The organism is Chitinophaga sp. W3I9, from assembly GCF_050434025.1.
In the GTDB taxonomy this organism is placed as follows: domain Bacteria; phylum Bacteroidota; class Bacteroidia; order Chitinophagales; family Chitinophagaceae; genus Chitinophaga.
Genome location: NZ_JBNPWC010000001.1, coordinates 1415276 through 1434216 on the forward strand (window position 1 = coordinate 1415276; position 18941 = coordinate 1434216).

Consider the following 18941-nt stretch of genomic DNA (forward strand, 5'->3'; position numbering starts at 1 on the left):
TGTTAAAAATGAACGTCCCGATTTCTATCGGGACGTTGCTGTTATATCTTTTTAAAGTTGTTATCTCTCTTTAAAACTGCGTAGCCAGATAGGCCATCGTTCCGATACCTATCTCGATCGCATGTTCATCTACATCAAAAGTGGGCGTATGTACACCGGAAGTAATACCACGGGCTGTATTGCCGGTACCCAGCCGGAAGAAGCACGCCGGTACCACTTGTGAATAAAAGGCGAAATCTTCCGCACCCATCCTGATTTCGGTATCACCCACTGCTTCGGCGCCCAGGTAATCCGTAGCAAAGCCACGGGCTTTCGTGGTTACTTCTTCATTATTATATAAAGTAGGATAGCCTACCAATATTTCAATATCAATTCCGGCGCCCATCGCTTCGGCAATACCGGTGGCCTGTTTGCGTATCAGCTCATGCGCTTTGAAACGCCAGGTTTCATCCATAGCCCTGAAAGTACCCATCAGCTTTACTTCGCTGGGAATCACATTGGTAGTAAATCCGCCATTGAAAGCACAGATTGATAATACAGAGGGGGAGAAAGGATTATTGTTACGGGAGATAATCTGCTGTAAGCTTACTACCAGTTGAGAGGCTACCAGGATGGTATCTACCGTAAGATGTGGCTGCGCGGCATGGCCGCCTTTTCCTTTGATGGTTATATAAATTTCATCTGCACTAGCCATATACTTACCGGCATGAAATCCAAGTTTACCGGCTTCCATGGAAGGATGCACGTGTAATCCGAGGATGGCATCCGGGCGGGGATTTTCAAGAGCGCCTTCTTCAATCATGATGCTGGCGCCGCCGGGATGTTTCTCTTCACCCGGCTGAAACAGCACTTTAATGGTGCCTTCAAACTCCTCTTTTAATTCATTCAATATTTTGGTAGCGCCTAGTACCACCGAAGTATGTACATCATGCCCGCAGGCATGCATTACGCCCACGTTGGTGGATTTATAGGGCACATCGTTGGCTTCAGTGATGGGCAATGCATCTATATCAGCACGCAGCGCGATGGTTTTGGAGGCGGGGTTCTTTCCTTCTATCAGCGCGATGATGCCGGTGCCGGCAATACCAGCCTTAAAAGGAACACCGAACGCGGTTAACTGCTGTTGTATATAAGCAGTGGTTTCAAATTCCTGGAAAGACAATTCGGGGTGGGAATGCAGATGCCTCCTGATGGCAGTAAATTCAGGGGCATATGCTTTTGCCAGCTCTTTAATACGGTTCTTCATTCGATAGTTCTTTATCCAGTGACACGTTAATAATGGCGGGTACTACAAATACACCACCTGCAAACAGGTCGGATAATTTGTCCCGTAATTCAGATGCTTCCTCACGGGTTTTAAAATCGCCTACGCGCACTTTAAAATACGGGGCCTGGTAATCGAGATAGGTGCGGTAGTCGCCAAAAAGCTGCATTACTTTTGCTTTGGCTTCATTGGCATCGCCGCGTTTGTTGGTAGAAATTACCTGTACCCGGAAACCGGACTGGTTGCGGATGGCCAGGGTGTTAATGTAGATCTGTTTTTTAATCAGCGCGTCCAAACGACTATCTTTCACCACTCTCACATTTCCGTTGCCGGCGGTTGCATTGTCCTGCGCCATGGCCACACCACTCCCCAACAGACAGCACACCAGGATGAATAACTTTTGCATGAATACGGTATAATTAACTATGAATAATCGTTACTGGGCTTCCTTGCCTTCTTTTACTATGTTCACACTGGCACTGGCCCCGATCCGGGTAGCGCCGGCATCTATCAGCTCTTTCGCAAAAGCAAAGGTACGAATACCTCCGGAAGCTTTTATTTGTATGTTAGCCGGCAAATTAGCCCGCATCAGCTTTACTGCCTCTACGGTAGCGCCTCTTTCTGCATATCCTGTAGACGTTTTCATGAAATCCACGCCATACTTCGCATACAGCTGGCAGCACTGCACAATTTCTTCTTCCAATAATATGCCACTTTCAATGATGATCTTAATGACTTTATTCTTTTCCCGCACCAGGTACATGATATTGGCGATCTCTTTTTCCAGGTATTCCCAGTCTTTATTTTTGATAGCAGAGATATTGATCACCACATCCAGTTCGTCGGCGCCGTCTACAATAGCCAGTACTGTTTCGGCTACTTTGGCTTCAATAGCGGAATAACCGAAAGGGAAGCCGATCACCGTGGCTATTTTGGTATTGGTAGCGCCCAGGAATTGTTTGGCGAGCTTCACATATAACGGGGGCACACAGGCCGCTGCAAAATCGTACTCCACACACTGCATGCACAACTGTTTAACGTCTTCCAGTGTGGTGGTGGGCTTCAATACGGTATGGTCTATATAGCGGTTAATCTCCATCATTCATTTACTTGATTACAAGGCGAAATTAATGCAAAACGGATTACGTTGCCGTAATCCGTTCTGATATCATTTCCAGGCAGGTGCGCTTAGGCGTTCTTACCGTGGCATTGTTTGTATTTTTTACCGCTACCACATGGGCAAAGATCATTGCGACCTATTTGTGGACCCTGGTGGCGGATAGGCTCTGCTTTTACTTCTTCAGCCGTTTGAATTTCAGGGGCGCTGTTCTGGTGACTGCCGTTTTCCGCCAGTTCCTCATGAGAAGCACGCATGCGGCTCATATCGGTTTTTTCTTCCCGGCCTTCCCGGATTTCCGGAGCAGCTTCCTGTTCCTGGTTGCTTACGGGGATACCGCATTTGGTCAGGAAAGAAACGATATCGCGGCTGGTTTCACCATCCATCGCCTTGAACAGGTTGAATGCTTCAAATTTGTAGATCAGCAAAGGATCCTTCTGTTCGTATACGGCACTCTGTACGGATTGTTTCAGGTCATCCATTGCACGCAGGTGCTCTTTCCACGACTCATCAATCAAAGCCAGGGTGATGCTGCGTTCCAGGGCGCTCATGGTTTCATGTCCCTTTGTTTCCACTACCTTTTGCAGGTTGGCCAGTACGTTGATACCTTTTTTACCATCTGTAAATGGTATAGAGATATTTTCGATCTGGTGGCCCTGTTCCTGGTAGATACGTTCTATTACCGGTAAAGTATTACTGATAAGATCATTTACCTTACGTGTATAGTTATCTTTTCCTTCGAAATACAGCTTGTTGGCCAGGTTAGGAATATCTGTCTTGGCCAGTTCTTCACTGGTGATTTTTGTATCGATGGAGAAGTTCATGATCGCATCCATCTTGAATGCTTCATAATCTCCGCTGGCTTTGTGGGTAGACACCATATTTTCCGCTACATCGTAGAAAGCGTTATCGATGTCTATTGCCAGTCGTTCGCCAAACAGGGCGTGATTACGTTTTGCGTAGATCACCGTACGCTGTTTATTCATTACATCATCATACTCCAGCAAACGCTTACGGATACCGAAGTTATTTTCTTCTACTTTCTTCTGCGCTCTTTCAATGGAACGGGTGATCATGCTGTGCTGGATCACTTCTCCTTCTTTATAGCCCATACGGTCCATCAGGCCGGCAATACGTTCTGAACCGAACATACGCATCAGGTCATCTTCCAGGGAAACGAAGAACTGTGAAGTTCCCGGATCACCCTGACGACCGGCACGACCACGCAGCTGGCGGTCAACACGACGGCTTTCATGTCTTTCTGTACCAATGATGGCTAACCCGCCGGCTTCTTTCACGCCAGGTCCGAGCTTGATATCCGTACCACGACCCGCCATGTTGGTGGCGATGGTTACTGCTCCGGGCAAACCTGCTTCCGCAACGATTTGTGCTTCACGGGCGTGTTGCTTCGCATTCAGTACATTATGCGGCACTTTTTCGAAGGTGAGCATTTTGCTCAGCAATTCAGACACTTCCACAGAGGTAGTACCTACCAGTACAGGACGTCCTTTTGTCTGCAGCTGCTTGATTTCTTCGATAACTGCTTTGTATTTGTCTCTCTTTGTTTTGTATACAAGATCTTCCGCATCTACACGGGAAATAGGAACGTTGGTAGGAATGGTTACCACATCCAGTTTGTAGATCTCCCAGAGCTCACCGGCTTCAGTGGATGCTGTACCGGTCATACCGGCCAGCTTATGATACATACGGAAGAAGTTCTGCAGGGTGATGGTGGCAAATGTTTGGGTGGCAGCTTCCACTTTTACATTTTCCTTTGCTTCAATTGCCTGGTGTAATCCGTCTGAGTAACGGCGTCCATCAAGGATACGGCCGGTTTGCTCATCCACGATCTTTACCTTACCGTCCATTACCACATACTCCACATCTTTATCAAATAAAGTGTAGGCTTTCAGCAGCTGCTGCACGGAGTGGATACGGTCTGATTTAGCGGCAAAGTCCTGCAGCAGTACATCTTTACGCTGCAGTTTTTCTTCTGGTGTCAGCGGCAGCTTTTCAATTTCGGCCAGTTCAGTTCCCACATCCGGGAGGATAAAGAAGTTAGCATCTTCTCCGCCCTGGGTGATCAGGTGAATACCTTTATCAGTGAGATCTACACTGTTTTGTTTTTCTTCGATAGCGAAGAACAGGCCTTCATCTACTTTTGGCATTTCGCGTTGCTGATCTGCCAGGTAGTAGTTTTCAGCTTTTTGTAATAATACCCTGTTACCAGGTTCGCTGAGATATTTGATCAGTGCACTGCTCTTTGGCAAGCCTCTCCAGGCGCGCATGAGGGCCAGTCCACCGGTTTTAGGATCATCTTTACCTTCTGCAATCAGTTTCTTTGCTTCCTGCAGATATTGATTGGTTGCTTTCTTCTGCATTTCCACCAGGTATTCGATACGTGGTTTTAATGCATGGAATTCCTGCTCTTCACCGCGGGGGATAGGGCCGGAAATGATCAGCGGAGTACGGGCATCATCCACCAGTACGCTATCCACCTCATCCACCATGGCGTAATGGTGTTTACGTTGTACCATTTCATCCGGGTTGTGTACCATGTTATCACGGAGGTAGTCAAAACCGAATTCATTGTTGGTGCCATACGTAATGTCCGCCAGGTAAGCGTTACGGCGGTCTGGTGTATTGGGTTGATGCTTATCGATACAGTCTACGGTAATATCGAGGAATTCGAAAAGAGGTCCGTTCCACTCGGAGTCACGACGTGCCAGGTAATCATTCACCGTTACGATATGTACGCCTTGTCCTGCCAGCGCATTGAGATAAGCAGGGAGTGTGGATACGAGGGTTTTACCTTCACCTGTTGCCATTTCGGCAATTTTACCCTGGTGCAGTACGGTACCACCAATCAGCTGTACATCATAATGTACCATGTTCCAGGTAACCATGCTGCCGGCTGCGCTCCAGCTGTTTTTCCAGATGGCTTTATCGCCTTCAATGGTCACATAATCCTTTCTCACAGCGAGCTGACGATCCAGGTTTGTAGCGGTAGCAGTCAGCGTGGTGTTATTGGTAAAGCGGCGGGCAGTTTCTTTTACTACTGCAAAAGCGGCGGGCAGTAATTCTTTCAGTACTACTTCCAGTTGCTTGTCACGGTCTTTTTTAAGAATATCTATTTCCTGGTATATCGTGTCCTTTACAGTTACATCTTCCTCTTCATCTGCGCTGGCTTGTTTTTCCGCTATTTCTTTATCGATAGTGGCAAGATGCTCAGCGATACGTGCGCGGAATTCCTGCGTTTTATGGCGGAGGTCATCGATAGGCAGGGACTGTAGTTTTTCGTACTCCTCATTAATCTGCTGCACCACCGGAGAGATGGATTTAATATCCCTTTCTGATTTATTCCCTCCAAATAGCTTTGATAAAAAACCTAACATGTTAAATGTTTAATTACGAATTACGATTTCTATTTATTGTAACCTGATCCCATCCAGGCAGCGTGTATCAGTTGATAGATTTCTGCTTCACCAGCCTGTGGCACAAAGGCTGCGGGCTTCGTCAGTTGGATAGACGGCATCCAGATTACTCAAATATTGTGCTTGTTAAAGACGAACTGTCAAGGTGTCAGTTTTACAGCCCGCCCCGGCAAGGCCTGTAAAAGTAGGAATAAATTCGGTGATTCAAGGGGGATTTTGAAGGGATTTTGCATTTTGCCATTATCAATTAACATATCTTTCATATCAGCGGAAAAAGTTAGTGGTATAGCCACTCCGGCCGGATACCCTGTATTCTTTTTACGAGCCAGTCCTGCCATTTTTAAGGGCAGTAAATCTCATACCAAGCCAATTTCCGGAAGTAATACAACAAACCACGGCCGGCAATGCCCTGGAAAATGGCTTCGTACAATATAGGACTGTCGCAGGAAAGCAGCCAATCAGCCAGCTGCCGGTTATTTGTTTATAGCGCAGCGCCCAAATTGGCAGTATTGCTGCCGGGAGGGCTCAGGCTTATATCTGCCAAAATACCAGTACACGGCGTGGTGCATGGATATCCGTGGCTGTAAGCTAAGATCCGGCAGGATATTTTGCAACGCATTAAGCCCTGGCTTTCTAACCGGATGTTCCCGTTATATCTTTCGCCAACGCCTGTACGAAATTGCGGCTGATGCCACTGTTAGCCTTATTATCGTGTTACCCCGGGCATTCCGGCACTTTCCCGGCAAACCGCTTATCATAAAATATGACCAGCCAAACAGGGGATCTGCGACCAGCTCCCCGCTGGGATTGCTGGTCAGCGTCAGAAAAGAAAATTTTCAAAAAAAATGCCTGTCGTCCATATAAAAAGATGGAAATATGAAAATACTTTTTATAAATTTAAAGGTTTAATAGCCGTTTTAACTTATTTACACAAATATCCACGTTTATGGCAAATGCAATTCAGCCGCAAAAATTGTTCGTAGCAAGCTGTATGGCGCTACTGGTAACATCATTATCCTTTGGCATCCGTGCCGGAATATTAAGCCGCTTAGGCGTTGAGTTCCACCTGGATACCAAACAATTGAGCATCATTGCGGGAACTGCTTTCTGGGGATTCCCGCTGGCAGTGATTATAGGAGGATTCATTGTAGATGCCATAGGCATGAAACGGTTACTGCTGGCAGCTTTTATCCTGCACCTGCTGGGTATTGTGCTAACGGTATTTGCGAACGGCTTCTGGTCGCTGTTCATCTCCACCCTGTTTATCGGGATGGCCAACGGTACCGTGGAAGCGGCGTGTAATCCGCTCGTGGCCACTATTTTCCCCGACAACAAAACCACCAAACTGAATCACTTTCACCTGTGGTTCCCCGGCGGTATCGTAGTGGGTACCCTGCTGGTATTTTTACTTACCAAAATTGGCCTCAGCTGGCAGCTGCAGGTAGCCACTATGGTGATCCCCACCCTGATCTATGGTTATCTTTTTATGAAGCTTGAGTTTCCTGTTACAGAAAGAGTGGCATCCGGCGTATCTTCTGCGCAGATGTACAAATCTGTATTAAGCCCCCTGTTTATTGTGATGTTTATCCTGATGTTTGGCACTGCCATCACAGAGCTTTTCACCGGACAGTGGATTGAGGTATTACTGAAAAATGTAACCGAAAATTCCATCCTCATACTGGCATTAACTGCAGGTGTACAGGTACTTGGAAGAGGCATCGCCGGCCCTGTGGTGCATAAAATTTCTCCTACCGGCGTTTTACTTATTTCTGCGATTTTATCCGCTTTGGGCTTATATTTACTTTCTCATGTATCTGGCAACATGGTATTTGTGGCGGCCTTTATCTTTGGTATGGGCGTTACTTATTTCTGGCCAACCATGCTGGGCTTTATATCAGAAAATATCCCCGAATCAGGTGCACTGGGCATGAACCTGATGGGCGGCGCCGGTATGTTTGCCGTATCTGTATACATGTATTTTATGGGCGGGTTCTATGATAGTATCATCGTAAAACAACTGCCTGCCGGTGCATCCCTGGATGCTTACCGCTCCGCTGCCCCCGGTTCTGCAGAAGCTACCGCTTTCAGTCAGGCCACCGCAGTAGCCGGTCCGGAAATCATTAACGCCACCCTGATAATACCCGTTATCCTGATAGTGGCTTTCACAGGACTTTTCTTTTACATGCGCAGCCGCAAAAAAGTAGAAAAAGCACACGTTCAAATAGTATAAATTATAAAACGATAATTGTAAATATGACACGGAAACTTAGAATGGGAATGATAGGAGGCGGTAAGGATGCCTTCATTGGTGCAATTCACCGTATTGCAGCCAATATGGACGGACTGATTGAGCTGACTGCCGGCGCCCTCAGCATTAATAACGACGTAGCAGTAGAATCAGGTAAAATGTTGTTCCTCGATCCGGAACGCACCTACCTCGATTTTAAAACCATGCTGGAAAATGAAGCGAAAATGCCGGCAGAGAAACGGCTGGACTTCGTAACCATCGTTACGCCAAACTTCGCCCATTTTGAACCTGCCATGATGGCGCTGGACCTGGGTTTCAACGTAGTTATCGAAAAACCGATCACATTTTCCCTCGACGAAGCCAAACAATTAAAAGCAAAAGTAGAAGCTACCGGCTTAACGCTTTTACTCACACATACCTACACCGGCTACCCTATGGTAAAACAAGCCAGGCAGATGGTGAAAGACGGCGCACTGGGCAAAATCCGTAAAGTTTGGGTGGAATATCCGCAGGGATGGCTCAGCAAACTCAGTGAAAGAGAAGGTAACGCACAGGCAGCCTGGAGAACAGATCCAAAAAAATCAGGTAAAAGCGGCTGTATGGGCGACATCGGTACCCACGCAGCGAACCTGGCAGAATATATCACCGGCGCTAAAATTGAAAAATTGTGCGCTGATCTCAACATTATGGTTCCAGGCCGCGCGCTGGATGACGACGGCGCAGTATTGCTCCGCTTCGACAACGGCGCTGCCGGCGTATTAATGGCATCGCAGGTGGCAGCCGGTGAAGAGAACGCCCTGAAGATCCGTGTATACGGCGAAAAGGGTGGCCTCGAATGGGCACAGCACGAGCCTAATACCCTCCTGGTAAAATGGCTGGATAAACCAACCGAAATTTACCGCGCAGGCGGCGGATACAATTTCCAGTCGTCTTACATGACCCACAACACCCGCACGCCGGGCGGCCATCCGGAAGGATACCTGGAAGCATTCGGTAACCTGTACCGCAACTTCGCCCAAACGCTATCTGCAAAGATCGATGGTGTTCAGCCATCTCCGGAATCACTGGATTTCCCGGGTACAGAAGAAGGCGTACGTGGTATGGCATTCATCGACAACGTAGTACGCTCTTCACAAAGCGATGCTAAATGGACTAACTTCGAGATATAGCATATGAAAACGATAAAAGGACCTGGTATTTTTCTGGCGCAGTTCATGGGAGAAGAAGCGCCGTTCAATAATCTGAAATCTATCTGTGAATGGGCCGCCTCCATTGGTTTCAAAGGAGTACAGATCCCCACCTGGGAAACGCGCCTGATAGACCTGCAAAAGGCTGCTGAAAGCAAAACCTATGCAGATGAAATCAAGGGCATTGTTAATGCAGCCGGGCTTGAAATCACCGAACTGAGCACACACCTGCAGGGGCAGTTGGTAGCAGTAAATCCTGCTTTTACGGAGATGTTCGACGGCTTTGCGCCTGCACAATATCACAATAATATCCAGGCACGCACGGAGTGGGCGGTAAATCAGCTGAAGTATGCTGCGAAAGCCAGCCGTAACCTGGGCCTCAATGCCCACGCCACATTCAGCGGCGCCCTATTGTGGGCCCCGGCGATGTACCCGTGGCCACAACGTCCGGCAGGATTGGTGGAAACAGGTTTTGCTGAACTGGCAAAACGCTGGCTCCCGATCCTCAATGAATTTGATGCCAACGGCGTAGACGTTTGCTATGAAATTCACCCGGGAGAGGACCTGCATGATGGTATCACCTTTGAGCGCTTCCTGGAAGCCACCGGTAACCATACCCGCGCCAACCTGCTGTACGATCCAAGTCACTTGTTGCTGCAATGCCTCGATTATCTGGAATATATCGATATTTACCACGAAAGGATTAAAGCCTTTCACGTAAAAGATGCAGAGTTCAACGCCACCGGCCGCTCCGGCGTTTACGGCGGATACCAGGCATGGATCGATCGTCCGGGCCGTTTCCGCTCTCTGGGCGATGGCCAGGTAGACTTTAAATCCATCTTCAGTAAAATGGCCCAATACGATTTTGCCGGCTGGGCCGTTATGGAGTGGGAATGTTGTATTAAACATCCGGAAGATGGCGCTAAAGAAGGCGCCCCCTTCATCAAGGATCATATTATCCGTGTCACTGAAAAGGCATTTGATGACTTTGCAGGAGGCGGTACAGATGATGCCTTCAATAAAAGAATATTAGGCTTGTAAGCCAACCAATCCACCGATCGTTAGTAAACAATAACCAAATAAAAAAATCAACAAATGAGAAAGAGATATCTGGCGCCGCTCGTATTAAGTGTATTATTCTTTGCAGCTTGCGGAGGTGGTGAGAAAAAAGCAGAAAACGCAGACAGCGTTAGCACTCATGAAAGCCCAGCAGCAGATAATTCAATGGTTTCACCAAATGCCAACAAACCAGTAAGCAAAGGCGAAACACTGATGGCTGAAAGCGATTGTAAAACATGTCATAAAGAAGAAATGAAAGTGGTAGGACCTGCCCTGAAAGACATTGCAGGCAAGTATCCTAACACACCGGAGAATGTGGAAAAACTGGCCGATAAAGTAATCAAAGGCGGTTCAGGTAACTGGGGCGAAGTAGCTATGTTGCCACACCCACAGATTTCAAAAGAAGATGCCAAAGAAATGGTAAGCTATATCTTATCTATTGGCAAATAATTGATTTATCATAAACTCAATCATCCGGAATGAAAAAATTAATCATGGGTGCACTGATGGTAGCTGCCGTTCTCGGTACCACCGCAGTAAAAGCCCAGAAATTAAATACCCTGTCAGCGAAGGAGAAGAAGCAAGGATGGGTACTCCTGTTCGATGGTACTTCTACCAAAGGCTGGCATACTTACCTGAAATCCACAGCCAGTCCCGCATGGGGCGTAACTGATGGTGCGATTGGCCTTAACCAGGAAGCCAAAAAGAATGGCGCACCCGGCGGAGATCTCGTTACTGACGCAGAATACGAAAATTATGAGCTGAGTTACGAATGGAAAATTTCTCCCGGCGGCAACAGCGGTCTTATCTTCAGCGTTCATGAAGATCCTTCTTTAAGCCAAACTTACCTCTCCGGTCCTGAAATGCAGGTGATTGATGATGCCGGCCATCCCGATGGTAAAAACCCAAAACACAATGCGGGTGAATTATACGATCTCATCAAAGCTTCTACCAGGCCCGCCAAACCGGTTGGTGAATGGAATTCCGCCAAATTAACGAAGAAAGATGGTCACCTGACCCTCTGGCTCAATGGCGTGAAAACTGCCGAAACTACCATGGGCACACCAGAATGGGATGCACTGGTGGCAAAAAGCAAATTCCACGACTGGAAAGAGTTCGGCAAACATGCGAAAGGTCATATCGCCCTGCAGGATCATGGCGATGATGTATGGTACCGTAATATCAAAATAAGAGTTCTTTAATTTCCGATAGCGCAAAGGCATTAAGCAAAAAGCTACTGAAGCGGAGATGGGCGCTCGCTTATCTCAATACTTCAGTAGCTTTTTGCTTTTTACTTCTCTGATTTTTTTTATTTCCATTCCCACGTAAAATAAGATGAAAGCATTAACCGCGTTTATTACACTCTTGCTCCTCGCCGGCTCCATTTCCGTGCAGGCAAAGCATAAACACAAGACCAAAAGGGTGCTCGTGTTCTCAAAAACAAAAGGCTTCCGGCACGATTGCATTCCCGCTTCCAAAATAGCTATCATGCAACTCGGAAAGGAAAATGGCTTTGAAGTAGACACTACTGAAGATGCCAGTGCCTTTACTGCCGACAACCTGAAAAAGTATGCAGCCGTCATTTTCAGCTGCACCACCGGCGACGTGCTAGACAGCACCCAACAGGTGGCTTTTCAGAATTATATCCACAAAGGCGGTGCATGGATGGGTATCCACGCAGCTACAGATACGGAGTACGGCTGGCCGTGGTATAACAAACTGGCAGGCGCCTGGTTCCTGAGTCATCCGAGCCAGCAAACAGCTACCCTCAAAGTAGTGGACCATAATCATCCGGCTACAAAAGATTTACCAGACGAATGGATCCGCAAAGACGAATGGTACAATTTCAAAGATCTTAACCCCGACGTACATGTGCTCATCAAAATTGATGAATCCAGCTATACCGGTGGCAAAAATGGTGATAACCATCCAATGTGCTGGTATCACAGCTTTGAAGGCGGCCGCGCCTTTTATACCGAAATGGGCCATGTGAAAGAAGCTTACCAGGACCCCGTATATCTAAAACATTTGCTGGGTGGCATCGAATACGCCATCGGCAACTGGAAACCCAAAAAATAATCCGTAATAATGAAACATACTCTCCGAATTTTTCTGCTGCTGGCACTCGTTGTTGTTGGTCTCGCAGCCTGTAAAAAATCACGCCCCGGTAAACCCAGGGTACTGGTATTTACCAAAACTAGCGGCTTCCGTCACAGCTCCATCCCTGTTGGTATTAAAGCCATTCAGAAACTGGGGTTGGAAAACGGATTTGATGTAGACACTACAGAAAATGCCGCTAAATTTAATGAAGATACCCTGGCGCAATATGCCGCCGTTATCTTCCTGAGCACTACCGGTGATGTGCTCAATAACTACCAGGAAGCCGATTTCGAAAGATATATCCAGGCAGGTGGTGGCTACGTAGGCGTACATGCAGCAGCCGACACCGAATACGAATGGGGCTGGTATAACCACCTCGCCGGTGCATGGTTCCAGAGCCATCCTCCGGGCGTTCATAAAGCTATAGTTGATGTAATTGAAAAGTCTTTTCCCGCTACAGAAGGACTTCCCGAAAAATGGGAACATACCGACGAGTGGTATAATTATAAAAATGTAGATACCACCACTACTGTATTGCTGAAACTGGACGAAAAGTCCTACCAGGGTGGTACTATGGGCGGCAATCACCCCATCAGCTGGTATCACGATTATGATGGCGGCCGCGCTTTTTATACCGGTCTTGGTCATACGGAAGAATCTTATACCGACAGCCTGTTCCTGAAACACCTCGCCGGCGGTATCAAATACGCCATTGGTAAAAACCAGGTACTTGACTACAGCGCCGCTAAAACGCTGCGTGTACCGGAAGAAGACCGCTTTACCAAAAATGTACTGGTATCCGGTGAGTTCTTCGAACCAACGGAAATGGCTATACTCCCTAACCTGGATATCCTGGTGGCGCAACGCCGCGGGGAACTGATGCTCTACAATGCAGCAGAAAAGAAACTTTCACAGGTAGGTTTCCTCAAAGTATATCACCACACCGATGTACCAAAGGTAAATGCAGAAGAAGGATTCCTCGGCCTTGCCGCAGATCCCGACTTTAAAAACAATCACTACATCTATGCGATGTATTCACCGGTAGATACTTCCGTAAACCGTTTGTCCCGTTTCAAATTTGAAAACAACAAACTGGATATGTCTTCTGAAAAAGTAATCCTGCAATTCTACTCCCAGCGTGATATCTGCTGCCATACCGGCGGTTCTATTGCATTCGGGCCGGGCGGACTGCTGTACTTATCCACAGGCGACAACACCACGCCATTTGACGAACCCGGACAGCAATATGTGAGCAAAGGTTATGGTCCTACGGATGACCGTCCCGGTCACCTGCAGTATGATGACCGCCGCGGTTCTGCGAACACCAACGATCTCCGCGGAAAAATCATCCGTATCAAAGTAGAAGCAGATGGCTCCTATACTATTCCGGACGGTAACCTGTTCCCGAAAGGTACAAAAGGCACACGTCCTGAAATTTATGCAATGGGTACCCGTAACCCTTACCGGATGTCGGTAGACCAGAAAACAGGATATGTATACTGGGGAGAAGTAGGGCCGGATGCCAATAACGACGACTCCCTGCGAGGGCCGAGAGGATACGATGAAATAAACCAGGCGAAAAAGCCCGGCTTCTTCGGTTACCCGATGTTTATTGCCAACAATAAACCTTACCGTCAATATAATTATGAAACAGGTGAAAGCGGTCCTTATTTTGATCCGCTGAAACCGATCAATGATTCCCGCAACAATACCGGTCTGAGAGAGTTGCCACCGGCTACTCCCGCCTTCATCTGGTATCCTTATGCGAAATCAGATGAGTTCCCGATTGTAGGTAGTGGTGGCCGTAACGCAGAGGCAGGCCCCATTTATCACAGCGAATTTTATCCAAAAGAAACCCGTTTCCCGGATTACTATAACGATAAACTGTTTATCTACGACTGGATCCGCGGATGGATAATGGCCGTAACCATGGATAAGAACGGCGACTTCTCCAAAATGGAAAAGTTTATGCCTAACACCAAGCTGAACGCACCCATCGATATGGAAATGGGTCCGGACGGCCGCCTGTATATCCTCGAATATGGTAACGGATGGTTCAGCAAAAATGCAGATGCAGGTCTTTCCCGCATTGATTTCAATGGCGGCAACCGCGCACCTGTAGCTAATATACACGCTACGCGCACCACCGGCGGCTTACCATTTAAAGTGAAATTAACCGCAGAAGGATCTAAAGATCCTGATGGCGATAAACTCACCTACCTCTGGAATTTTGGTAATGGCACAAAGAAAGAAACCACTGAGCCGAGTGTAGAATACACCTACAGTGCTGCAGGTGAATATCCTGTATTTGTGGAAGTGGCAGATGATAAAGGCGCCAAAACAAAGAGCAAATCCATTGACCTCTACGCCGGTAATGAAACACCTGATGTAAAGATCAATATTACCGGTAACCAGATGTTCTACTTCCCCGGTAAACCCATCCAGTATGCGGTTAATATCTCGGATAAGGAAGATGGCAATTCTGCAGATGGTAAACTGGACGCCAATAACATTTTTGTAAAGGCGGACTATGTAGAAGGTCGTGACAAAGCTGCACAACCACAGGGACACCAGATCATTACCGGTGCTATTGCCGGTAAAAATATCATGGAAGTATCCGATTGTAAAACCTGTCACAAGCCGGACGAAAAATCTATCGGGCCTTCTTTTAAGCAAATAACAGAAAAGTATAAGGACGATCCTGCCGCACCTGAAATGCTCGCTAAAAAGATCATCAACGGCGGTGGCGGCGTGTGGGGCGAAACAGCCATGTCTGCACATCCAGGCATCTCTGTGGGTGAAGCAAAACAACTGGTGGAATATATTTATTCCATCGGTGGCAATGCACCTAAGGTACCATCCCTGCCCGTAACCGGCAGCGTCAACCCTACATTGGGCGGCGAACCAAAAGACAACGGTGTGTTGTACCTGTTGGCCAGCTATACCGATAAGGGTGGTCCTGGCATTAAGCCTATCACCGGCACTGCTTCTGCAGAACTGATCAGCCCCAAACTGGCGGCGGCAGATTTCAGCAAAGCAGATGGCATGGCGGTATTCGCTGTAAATGGTACGAAGTTCCTTATTCCTTCTAACACAGCAGGATGGGCCACTTACAACAACCTGGATCTGACGGGTGTAAGCGGTATCGAACTCGCTTACCTGGTGCAGGAAACACCACAGTCCGGCTTTATAGTAGAAGCATTCCTGGATGATGCCAACGGCACCCGCCTCGGTGAAGTGACCATTGGTCCGGGTGCACAACCAAAAGTTCCGAACAAGGTAAACTTCAGCTTTACCCCGGTAACAGACGGCAAGAAACACAACCTGTATTTCCGCTACAAAGCAATTGATGCGGCGCAAAAAGTACAGTTGGGTATCGTGTCATTTACCCTGCATCCATAATACTAGTTTTTTATAAAAAGAAAGGGGAGCTCTGTATAAGAGTTCCCCTTTCTTTTTATAAGACAAATTCACTTATGCACGGCATAATTCCTGATAACAAACTGTTCTTCAAATCCCATGTCCAGGTATATGCCTTTCCCCATTTGTGAGGCCTGCAGCGTAGCATAGCGTGCATTCAGCGCCAGGGATTCATTCAATACAAACGCCATAATTTCATTGGCAAATCCTTTTCTTCTCGCCTCCGGAATCACGCCCACCCCATCTGCTCAGAACCCTTTATCCCTCCCTGCGCGATAATAATTTCTTCCCCCGTAGCATTCCAATAAGGGATGACCATTTTGCCGGAAGGAATACTATCCAGTGCCTTTCGCATTACTTCTTCCGTAATATCTCCGTTAAACCACAGTTTATTGGGCCATTCCAGGCCAGGCACACTGCACCAGCTGAAATCCGGCGTTTCTACACAGGCGTTGAAAGGGGTGCTGGCTATACGCCATACATCAACCAGGTTGTTGATGTTTGCTTTAACAATAGCAATCATTTTTGTTATTTATTACCGCCAAGATAGGAATATGACGGCATAAAAAAGGCTGCTTCCGTAATCGGAAACAGCCAGTTGTCTGATTGGGCACTCTTGTTATTTCTTTGGTTTGGCGCTCATATAAAAAGTGATGGTGCCGCCGTTCATGATATCGGCATGTGTGATATACAAACGGTTCAACGGCGTGCCGTTGAGCAATACCTTTTGTACATACACATTTTTATCGCCCTGATTTTTTACATCCACCACAAAGGTTTTACCGTTTTCCAGCTGCAGCGTTGCCTTATCAATAGCCGGGCTGCCCAGCGAATACTGGTCGGAACCAGGGCAAACCGGGTAGAAGCCCAGCGTGGTGAAAATGTACCAGGCGCTCATTTGTCCGCAGTCGTCATTACCGCCAAGACCATCAGGTCCCGGGTGGTACATCTTTTTCAGGATCATGCGTACACGCTCCTGTGTTTTCCACGGATAGCCGGTCCAGTTATACAGGTAAGCCACATGATGCGAAGGCTCGTTGCCATGAACGTAGTTACCGATAATGCCATCGCGGGTGATATCTTCTGTTTCAGCAAAAAATTTATCGGGCAATTCCATGGTAAACAGGGAATCGAGGTGAATGGTAAATTGTTTCTTACCACCCATCATGACAATCATTTCATCGGGGTAGTGAGGCACATATAAACTATAGTTCCAGGCGTTCCCCTCAATAAAGCCCTGGTCGTGCGTTTGCAGCGCATCAAAGTTAGCTTTAAAGGTACCGTCGTTCAGTTTTGGACGCATGAAACCGGTGTTGGAATCGTATACATTCTTATAATTCAGCGAACGTTTAATAAATTCTTCATAGAGATCTGTCCGCCCTAATTTCTTAGCTACCTGTGCAATACACCAATCGTCATATGCATACTCAAGGGTTTTGGAAACGGAAGAACCGTTTTTATCTTCCGGTATATAACCCCTGTCGATATAATATTCCAATCCGTCGTAAGTGCGGTGACGCGCCGTCGTTACGCATGCATCCAGTGCTTTGTTCACATCAAACGGAGCGTTGCCTTTCATGATGGCATCAGCAATAACGGACACGCTGTGATAGCCGATCATGCACCAGTTTTCATTGGCATAATGCGACCAGATAGGCAGCATGTGTTGTGCACTTTGTTCATAGTGATTCAGCATCGACTGGATCATATCGGCATTCCGTTTCGGCTGGATCACATTAAACAGTGGGTGCAATGCCCGGTAGGTATCCCAGAGTGAAAAGGTAGTATAGTTCGTATACCCGTTTGCGGTATGAATGTTCATATCCAGTCCGCGGTATTGTCCATCCACATCCATGTAAGTGGTAGGGTTGATGAAGGCATGGTACATGGCGGTATAGAAGTTTTCTTTCTCTTCCCGGCTTTTTGATTCAATATGAATTTTATTCAGCTCTTTGGTCCAAAGTGCCTGTCCATCGCGTTTTACCTGGTCGAAATCCCAACCCGGAATTTCCGCGCGCAGGTTTTTCAGTGCGCCCTCGGTACTGACCGGAGATAAAGCAAATTTAATTTTGACTTTTTCACCGGGTGTTGTTTTAAAGTCGAAATAGGCGCGGATCTGTTTTCCTGCCATTTCCGGGAAGTTCTTCGACTGGTCAAACTTTCTCCAGAAGCCTTTGTACACATCTTTGGCATAATTCTGATGCCCGTACTGAACAAAGGGTTTCGAGAAGGTCATGGCAAAATATTCTATTCTCGTACGTGCCCAACCGTTAGTTTGGCGGAACCCGGTGATCAGGGTATCATTTTCTACCCGGATAAAGGTCCACACGTTTTTATTGTCGTAGTTGTAAATACCGGACATCATATCCAGGATGATATGCGCCTGGCCGGTACCCGGAAAAGTATACTGGTGAAATCCCACGCGGTTGCTGGCGGTAAGTTCTGCGAGGATGTTATCATCTTCCAGTTTCACTTTATAGTAAGCAGGCTCCGCTATTTCCGTGCTATGGGAAAATTTAGACCTGTAGCCACTTTCAGGATGATCTGCCGTACCGGGGTTTAATTGCAATGCGCCCACGGTAGGCATGATGAGAAAATCACCCAGGTCGGAATGGCCGGTACCGCTGAAGTGGGTATGACTGAAGCCAACAATCGTTTTATCTTCATACTGATAACCCGCGCAATACTTATATACATCGGGGTTATACTTCCCATTCATTTCGTAAGGAATGGTATCGGTTTCAGGACTAAGCTGCACCATACCAAAAGGCACCGTAGCGCCCGGATAGGTGTGGCCCATCCGCTGTGTGCCGGTAATCGGCTTCACATATTGTATTACATTCTCCTGTGCCATTGCGCACAGGGATGGAAAGAAGAGTAAAGGTAAAAGTAGTTTCCTCATAGCGGTTGATTTTAGCGGAGGTTGTCTTATTCCGGATTACGCTGATTTTGTTGATTTCACTGAATTTTTTTTAAATAATTTGAAAGAAAATCTTTTAAAATCAAAAAAAATCAAAAGAGCAAAATCAACAAAATCAGCGTAATCCTGAGTAAGACAACCTTCGCGTAAGAAATTTGGTACATCCCGAAGAGTCGGGATGAAATATTTCAG

General features: G+C 47.1%; 16 protein-coding genes. 8 read left to right on the forward strand and 8 right to left on the reverse strand.

Annotated elements, in window-relative coordinates; genetic code table 11:
• Nucleotides 1-70 precede the first annotated feature (70 nt).
• From QFZ51_RS06180 to QFZ51_RS06200, 5 genes are all read right to left on the reverse strand, one after another.
• The gene (locus QFZ51_RS06180; protein WP_429044228.1) at nt 71-1246 is read right to left on the reverse strand and encodes a M20 metallopeptidase family protein; all 1176 of its coding nucleotides are present in this window, start codon (nt 1244-1246) and stop codon (nt 71-73) included.
• A complete protein-coding gene (locus tag QFZ51_RS06185; RefSeq protein ID WP_370911091.1) occupies nt 1230-1670 on the reverse strand; it encodes an SPOR domain-containing protein in 441 nt (146 codons plus the stop codon). The genes QFZ51_RS06180 and QFZ51_RS06185 overlap by 17 nt, the downstream gene beginning before the upstream one ends.
• A 30-nt stretch (nt 1671-1700) precedes the next feature.
• A complete protein-coding gene (deoC, locus tag QFZ51_RS06190) occupies nt 1701-2366 on the reverse strand; it encodes a deoxyribose-phosphate aldolase (protein WP_370911090.1) in 666 nt (221 codons plus the stop codon).
• Between the two features lie 86 nt (nt 2367-2452).
• On the reverse strand, nt 2453-5776 hold the full coding sequence (secA, locus tag QFZ51_RS06195) for a preprotein translocase subunit SecA (RefSeq protein ID WP_429044233.1): 3324 nt from the start codon (nt 5774-5776) through the stop codon (nt 2453-2455).
• Between the two features lie 179 nt (nt 5777-5955).
• Nucleotides 5956-6153, reverse strand: coding sequence for a hypothetical protein (locus tag QFZ51_RS06200; RefSeq protein WP_429044235.1), 198 nt, complete (start codon nt 6151-6153; stop codon nt 5956-5958).
• Nucleotides 6154-6219: 66 nt separating this feature from the next.
• Here QFZ51_RS06200 and QFZ51_RS06205 point away from each other — a divergent pair, with 66 nt between their 5' ends.
• The 8 genes from QFZ51_RS06205 (at nt 6220) to QFZ51_RS06240 (ending at nt 15811) form a co-directional block, all read left to right on the forward strand.
• The gene (locus QFZ51_RS06205) at nt 6220-6402 is read left to right on the forward strand and encodes a hypothetical protein (protein ID WP_429044238.1); all 183 of its coding nucleotides are present in this window, start codon (nt 6220-6222) and stop codon (nt 6400-6402) included.
• 359 nt (nt 6403-6761) lie between these two features.
• Nucleotides 6762-8045 carry an MFS transporter gene (locus QFZ51_RS06210; protein WP_429044240.1) on the forward strand — a complete coding sequence of 428 codons (1284 nt, stop codon included), beginning with the start codon at nt 6762-6764 and terminating at the stop codon, nt 8043-8045.
• 23 nt (nt 8046-8068) lie between these two features.
• The gene (locus QFZ51_RS06215) at nt 8069-9232 is read left to right on the forward strand and encodes a Gfo/Idh/MocA family protein (protein WP_429044241.1); all 1164 of its coding nucleotides are present in this window, start codon (nt 8069-8071) and stop codon (nt 9230-9232) included.
• Between the two features lie 3 nt (nt 9233-9235).
• The gene (locus QFZ51_RS06220; RefSeq protein WP_370911086.1) at nt 9236-10291 is read left to right on the forward strand and encodes a sugar phosphate isomerase/epimerase family protein; all 1056 of its coding nucleotides are present in this window, start codon (nt 9236-9238) and stop codon (nt 10289-10291) included.
• 54 nt (nt 10292-10345) lie between these two features.
• Nucleotides 10346-10759 (forward strand): c-type cytochrome, encoded by a 414-nt coding sequence (locus tag QFZ51_RS06225; protein ID WP_370911085.1) that lies wholly within the window; start codon nt 10346-10348, stop codon nt 10757-10759.
• Nucleotides 10760-10788: 29 nt separating this feature from the next.
• Nucleotides 10789-11511, forward strand: coding sequence for a 3-keto-disaccharide hydrolase (locus tag QFZ51_RS06230; protein ID WP_429044246.1), 723 nt, complete (start codon nt 10789-10791; stop codon nt 11509-11511).
• 133 nt (nt 11512-11644) lie between these two features.
• Entirely contained in the window at nt 11645-12388 is a 744-nt protein-coding gene (locus QFZ51_RS06235) for a ThuA domain-containing protein (RefSeq protein ID WP_429044248.1), read from the forward strand.
• 9 nt (nt 12389-12397) lie between these two features.
• Nucleotides 12398-15811 (forward strand): ThuA domain-containing protein, encoded by a 3414-nt coding sequence (locus QFZ51_RS06240; protein ID WP_429044250.1) that lies wholly within the window; start codon nt 12398-12400, stop codon nt 15809-15811.
• A gap of 68 nt (nt 15812-15879) precedes the next feature.
• Here the strand turns inward: QFZ51_RS06240 and QFZ51_RS06245 are convergent, their stop codons facing one another.
• From QFZ51_RS06245 to QFZ51_RS06255, 3 genes are all read right to left on the reverse strand, one after another.
• Nucleotides 15880-16020, reverse strand: a complete 141-nt coding sequence (locus QFZ51_RS06245; RefSeq protein WP_429044253.1) for a hypothetical protein — start codon at nt 16018-16020, stop codon at nt 15880-15882.
• A 38-nt stretch (nt 16021-16058) separates the two neighbouring features.
• Nucleotides 16059-16352: a hypothetical protein gene (locus QFZ51_RS06250; protein ID WP_429044254.1), complete on the reverse strand. Its 294-nt coding sequence runs from the start codon at nt 16350-16352 to the stop codon at nt 16059-16061.
• Nucleotides 16353-16448: 96 nt separating this feature from the next.
• Nucleotides 16449-18731: a GH92 family glycosyl hydrolase gene (locus QFZ51_RS06255; protein WP_429044256.1), complete on the reverse strand. Its 2283-nt coding sequence runs from the start codon at nt 18729-18731 to the stop codon at nt 16449-16451.
• Nucleotides 18732-18941: the final 210 nt, after the last annotated feature.

Excerpts from the sequence above, each read along its gene's own strand:
- secA (WP_429044233.1), bottom strand. The coding sequence starts at position 5,776 with ATGTTAGGTTTTTTATCAAAGCTATTTGGAGGGAATAAATCAGAAAGG.
- QFZ51_RS06210 (WP_429044240.1), top strand. The coding sequence starts at position 6,762 with ATGGCAAATGCAATTCAGCCGCAAAAATTGTTCGTAGCAAGCTGTATG.
- QFZ51_RS06225 (WP_370911085.1), top strand. The coding sequence starts at position 10,346 with ATGAGAAAGAGATATCTGGCGCCGCTCGTATTAAGTGTATTATTCTTT.
- QFZ51_RS06215 (WP_429044241.1), top strand. The coding sequence starts at position 8,069 with ATGACACGGAAACTTAGAATGGGAATGATAGGAGGCGGTAAGGATGCC.
- QFZ51_RS06220 (WP_370911086.1), top strand. The coding sequence starts at position 9,236 with ATGAAAACGATAAAAGGACCTGGTATTTTTCTGGCGCAGTTCATGGGA.
- QFZ51_RS06205 (WP_429044238.1), top strand. The coding sequence starts at position 6,220 with ATGCCCTGGAAAATGGCTTCGTACAATATAGGACTGTCGCAGGAAAGC.
- QFZ51_RS06180 (WP_429044228.1), bottom strand. The coding sequence starts at position 1,246 with ATGAAGAACCGTATTAAAGAGCTGGCAAAAGCATATGCCCCTGAATTT.
- QFZ51_RS06245 (WP_429044253.1), bottom strand. The coding sequence starts at position 16,020 with ATGGCGTTTGTATTGAATGAATCCCTGGCGCTGAATGCACGCTATGCT.
- QFZ51_RS06185 (WP_370911091.1), bottom strand. The coding sequence starts at position 1,670 with ATGCAAAAGTTATTCATCCTGGTGTGCTGTCTGTTGGGGAGTGGTGTG.
- QFZ51_RS06230 (WP_429044246.1), top strand. The coding sequence starts at position 10,789 with ATGAAAAAATTAATCATGGGTGCACTGATGGTAGCTGCCGTTCTCGGT.
- QFZ51_RS06235 (WP_429044248.1), top strand. The coding sequence starts at position 11,645 with ATGAAAGCATTAACCGCGTTTATTACACTCTTGCTCCTCGCCGGCTCC.
- QFZ51_RS06240 (WP_429044250.1), top strand. The coding sequence starts at position 12,398 with ATGAAACATACTCTCCGAATTTTTCTGCTGCTGGCACTCGTTGTTGTT.
- deoC (WP_370911090.1), bottom strand. The coding sequence starts at position 2,366 with ATGATGGAGATTAACCGCTATATAGACCATACCGTATTGAAGCCCACC.
- QFZ51_RS06200 (WP_429044235.1), bottom strand. The coding sequence starts at position 6,153 with ATGGCAGGACTGGCTCGTAAAAAGAATACAGGGTATCCGGCCGGAGTG.
- QFZ51_RS06255 (WP_429044256.1), bottom strand. The coding sequence starts at position 18,731 with ATGAGGAAACTACTTTTACCTTTACTCTTCTTTCCATCCCTGTGCGCA.
- QFZ51_RS06250 (WP_429044254.1), bottom strand. The coding sequence starts at position 16,352 with ATGATTGCTATTGTTAAAGCAAACATCAACAACCTGGTTGATGTATGG.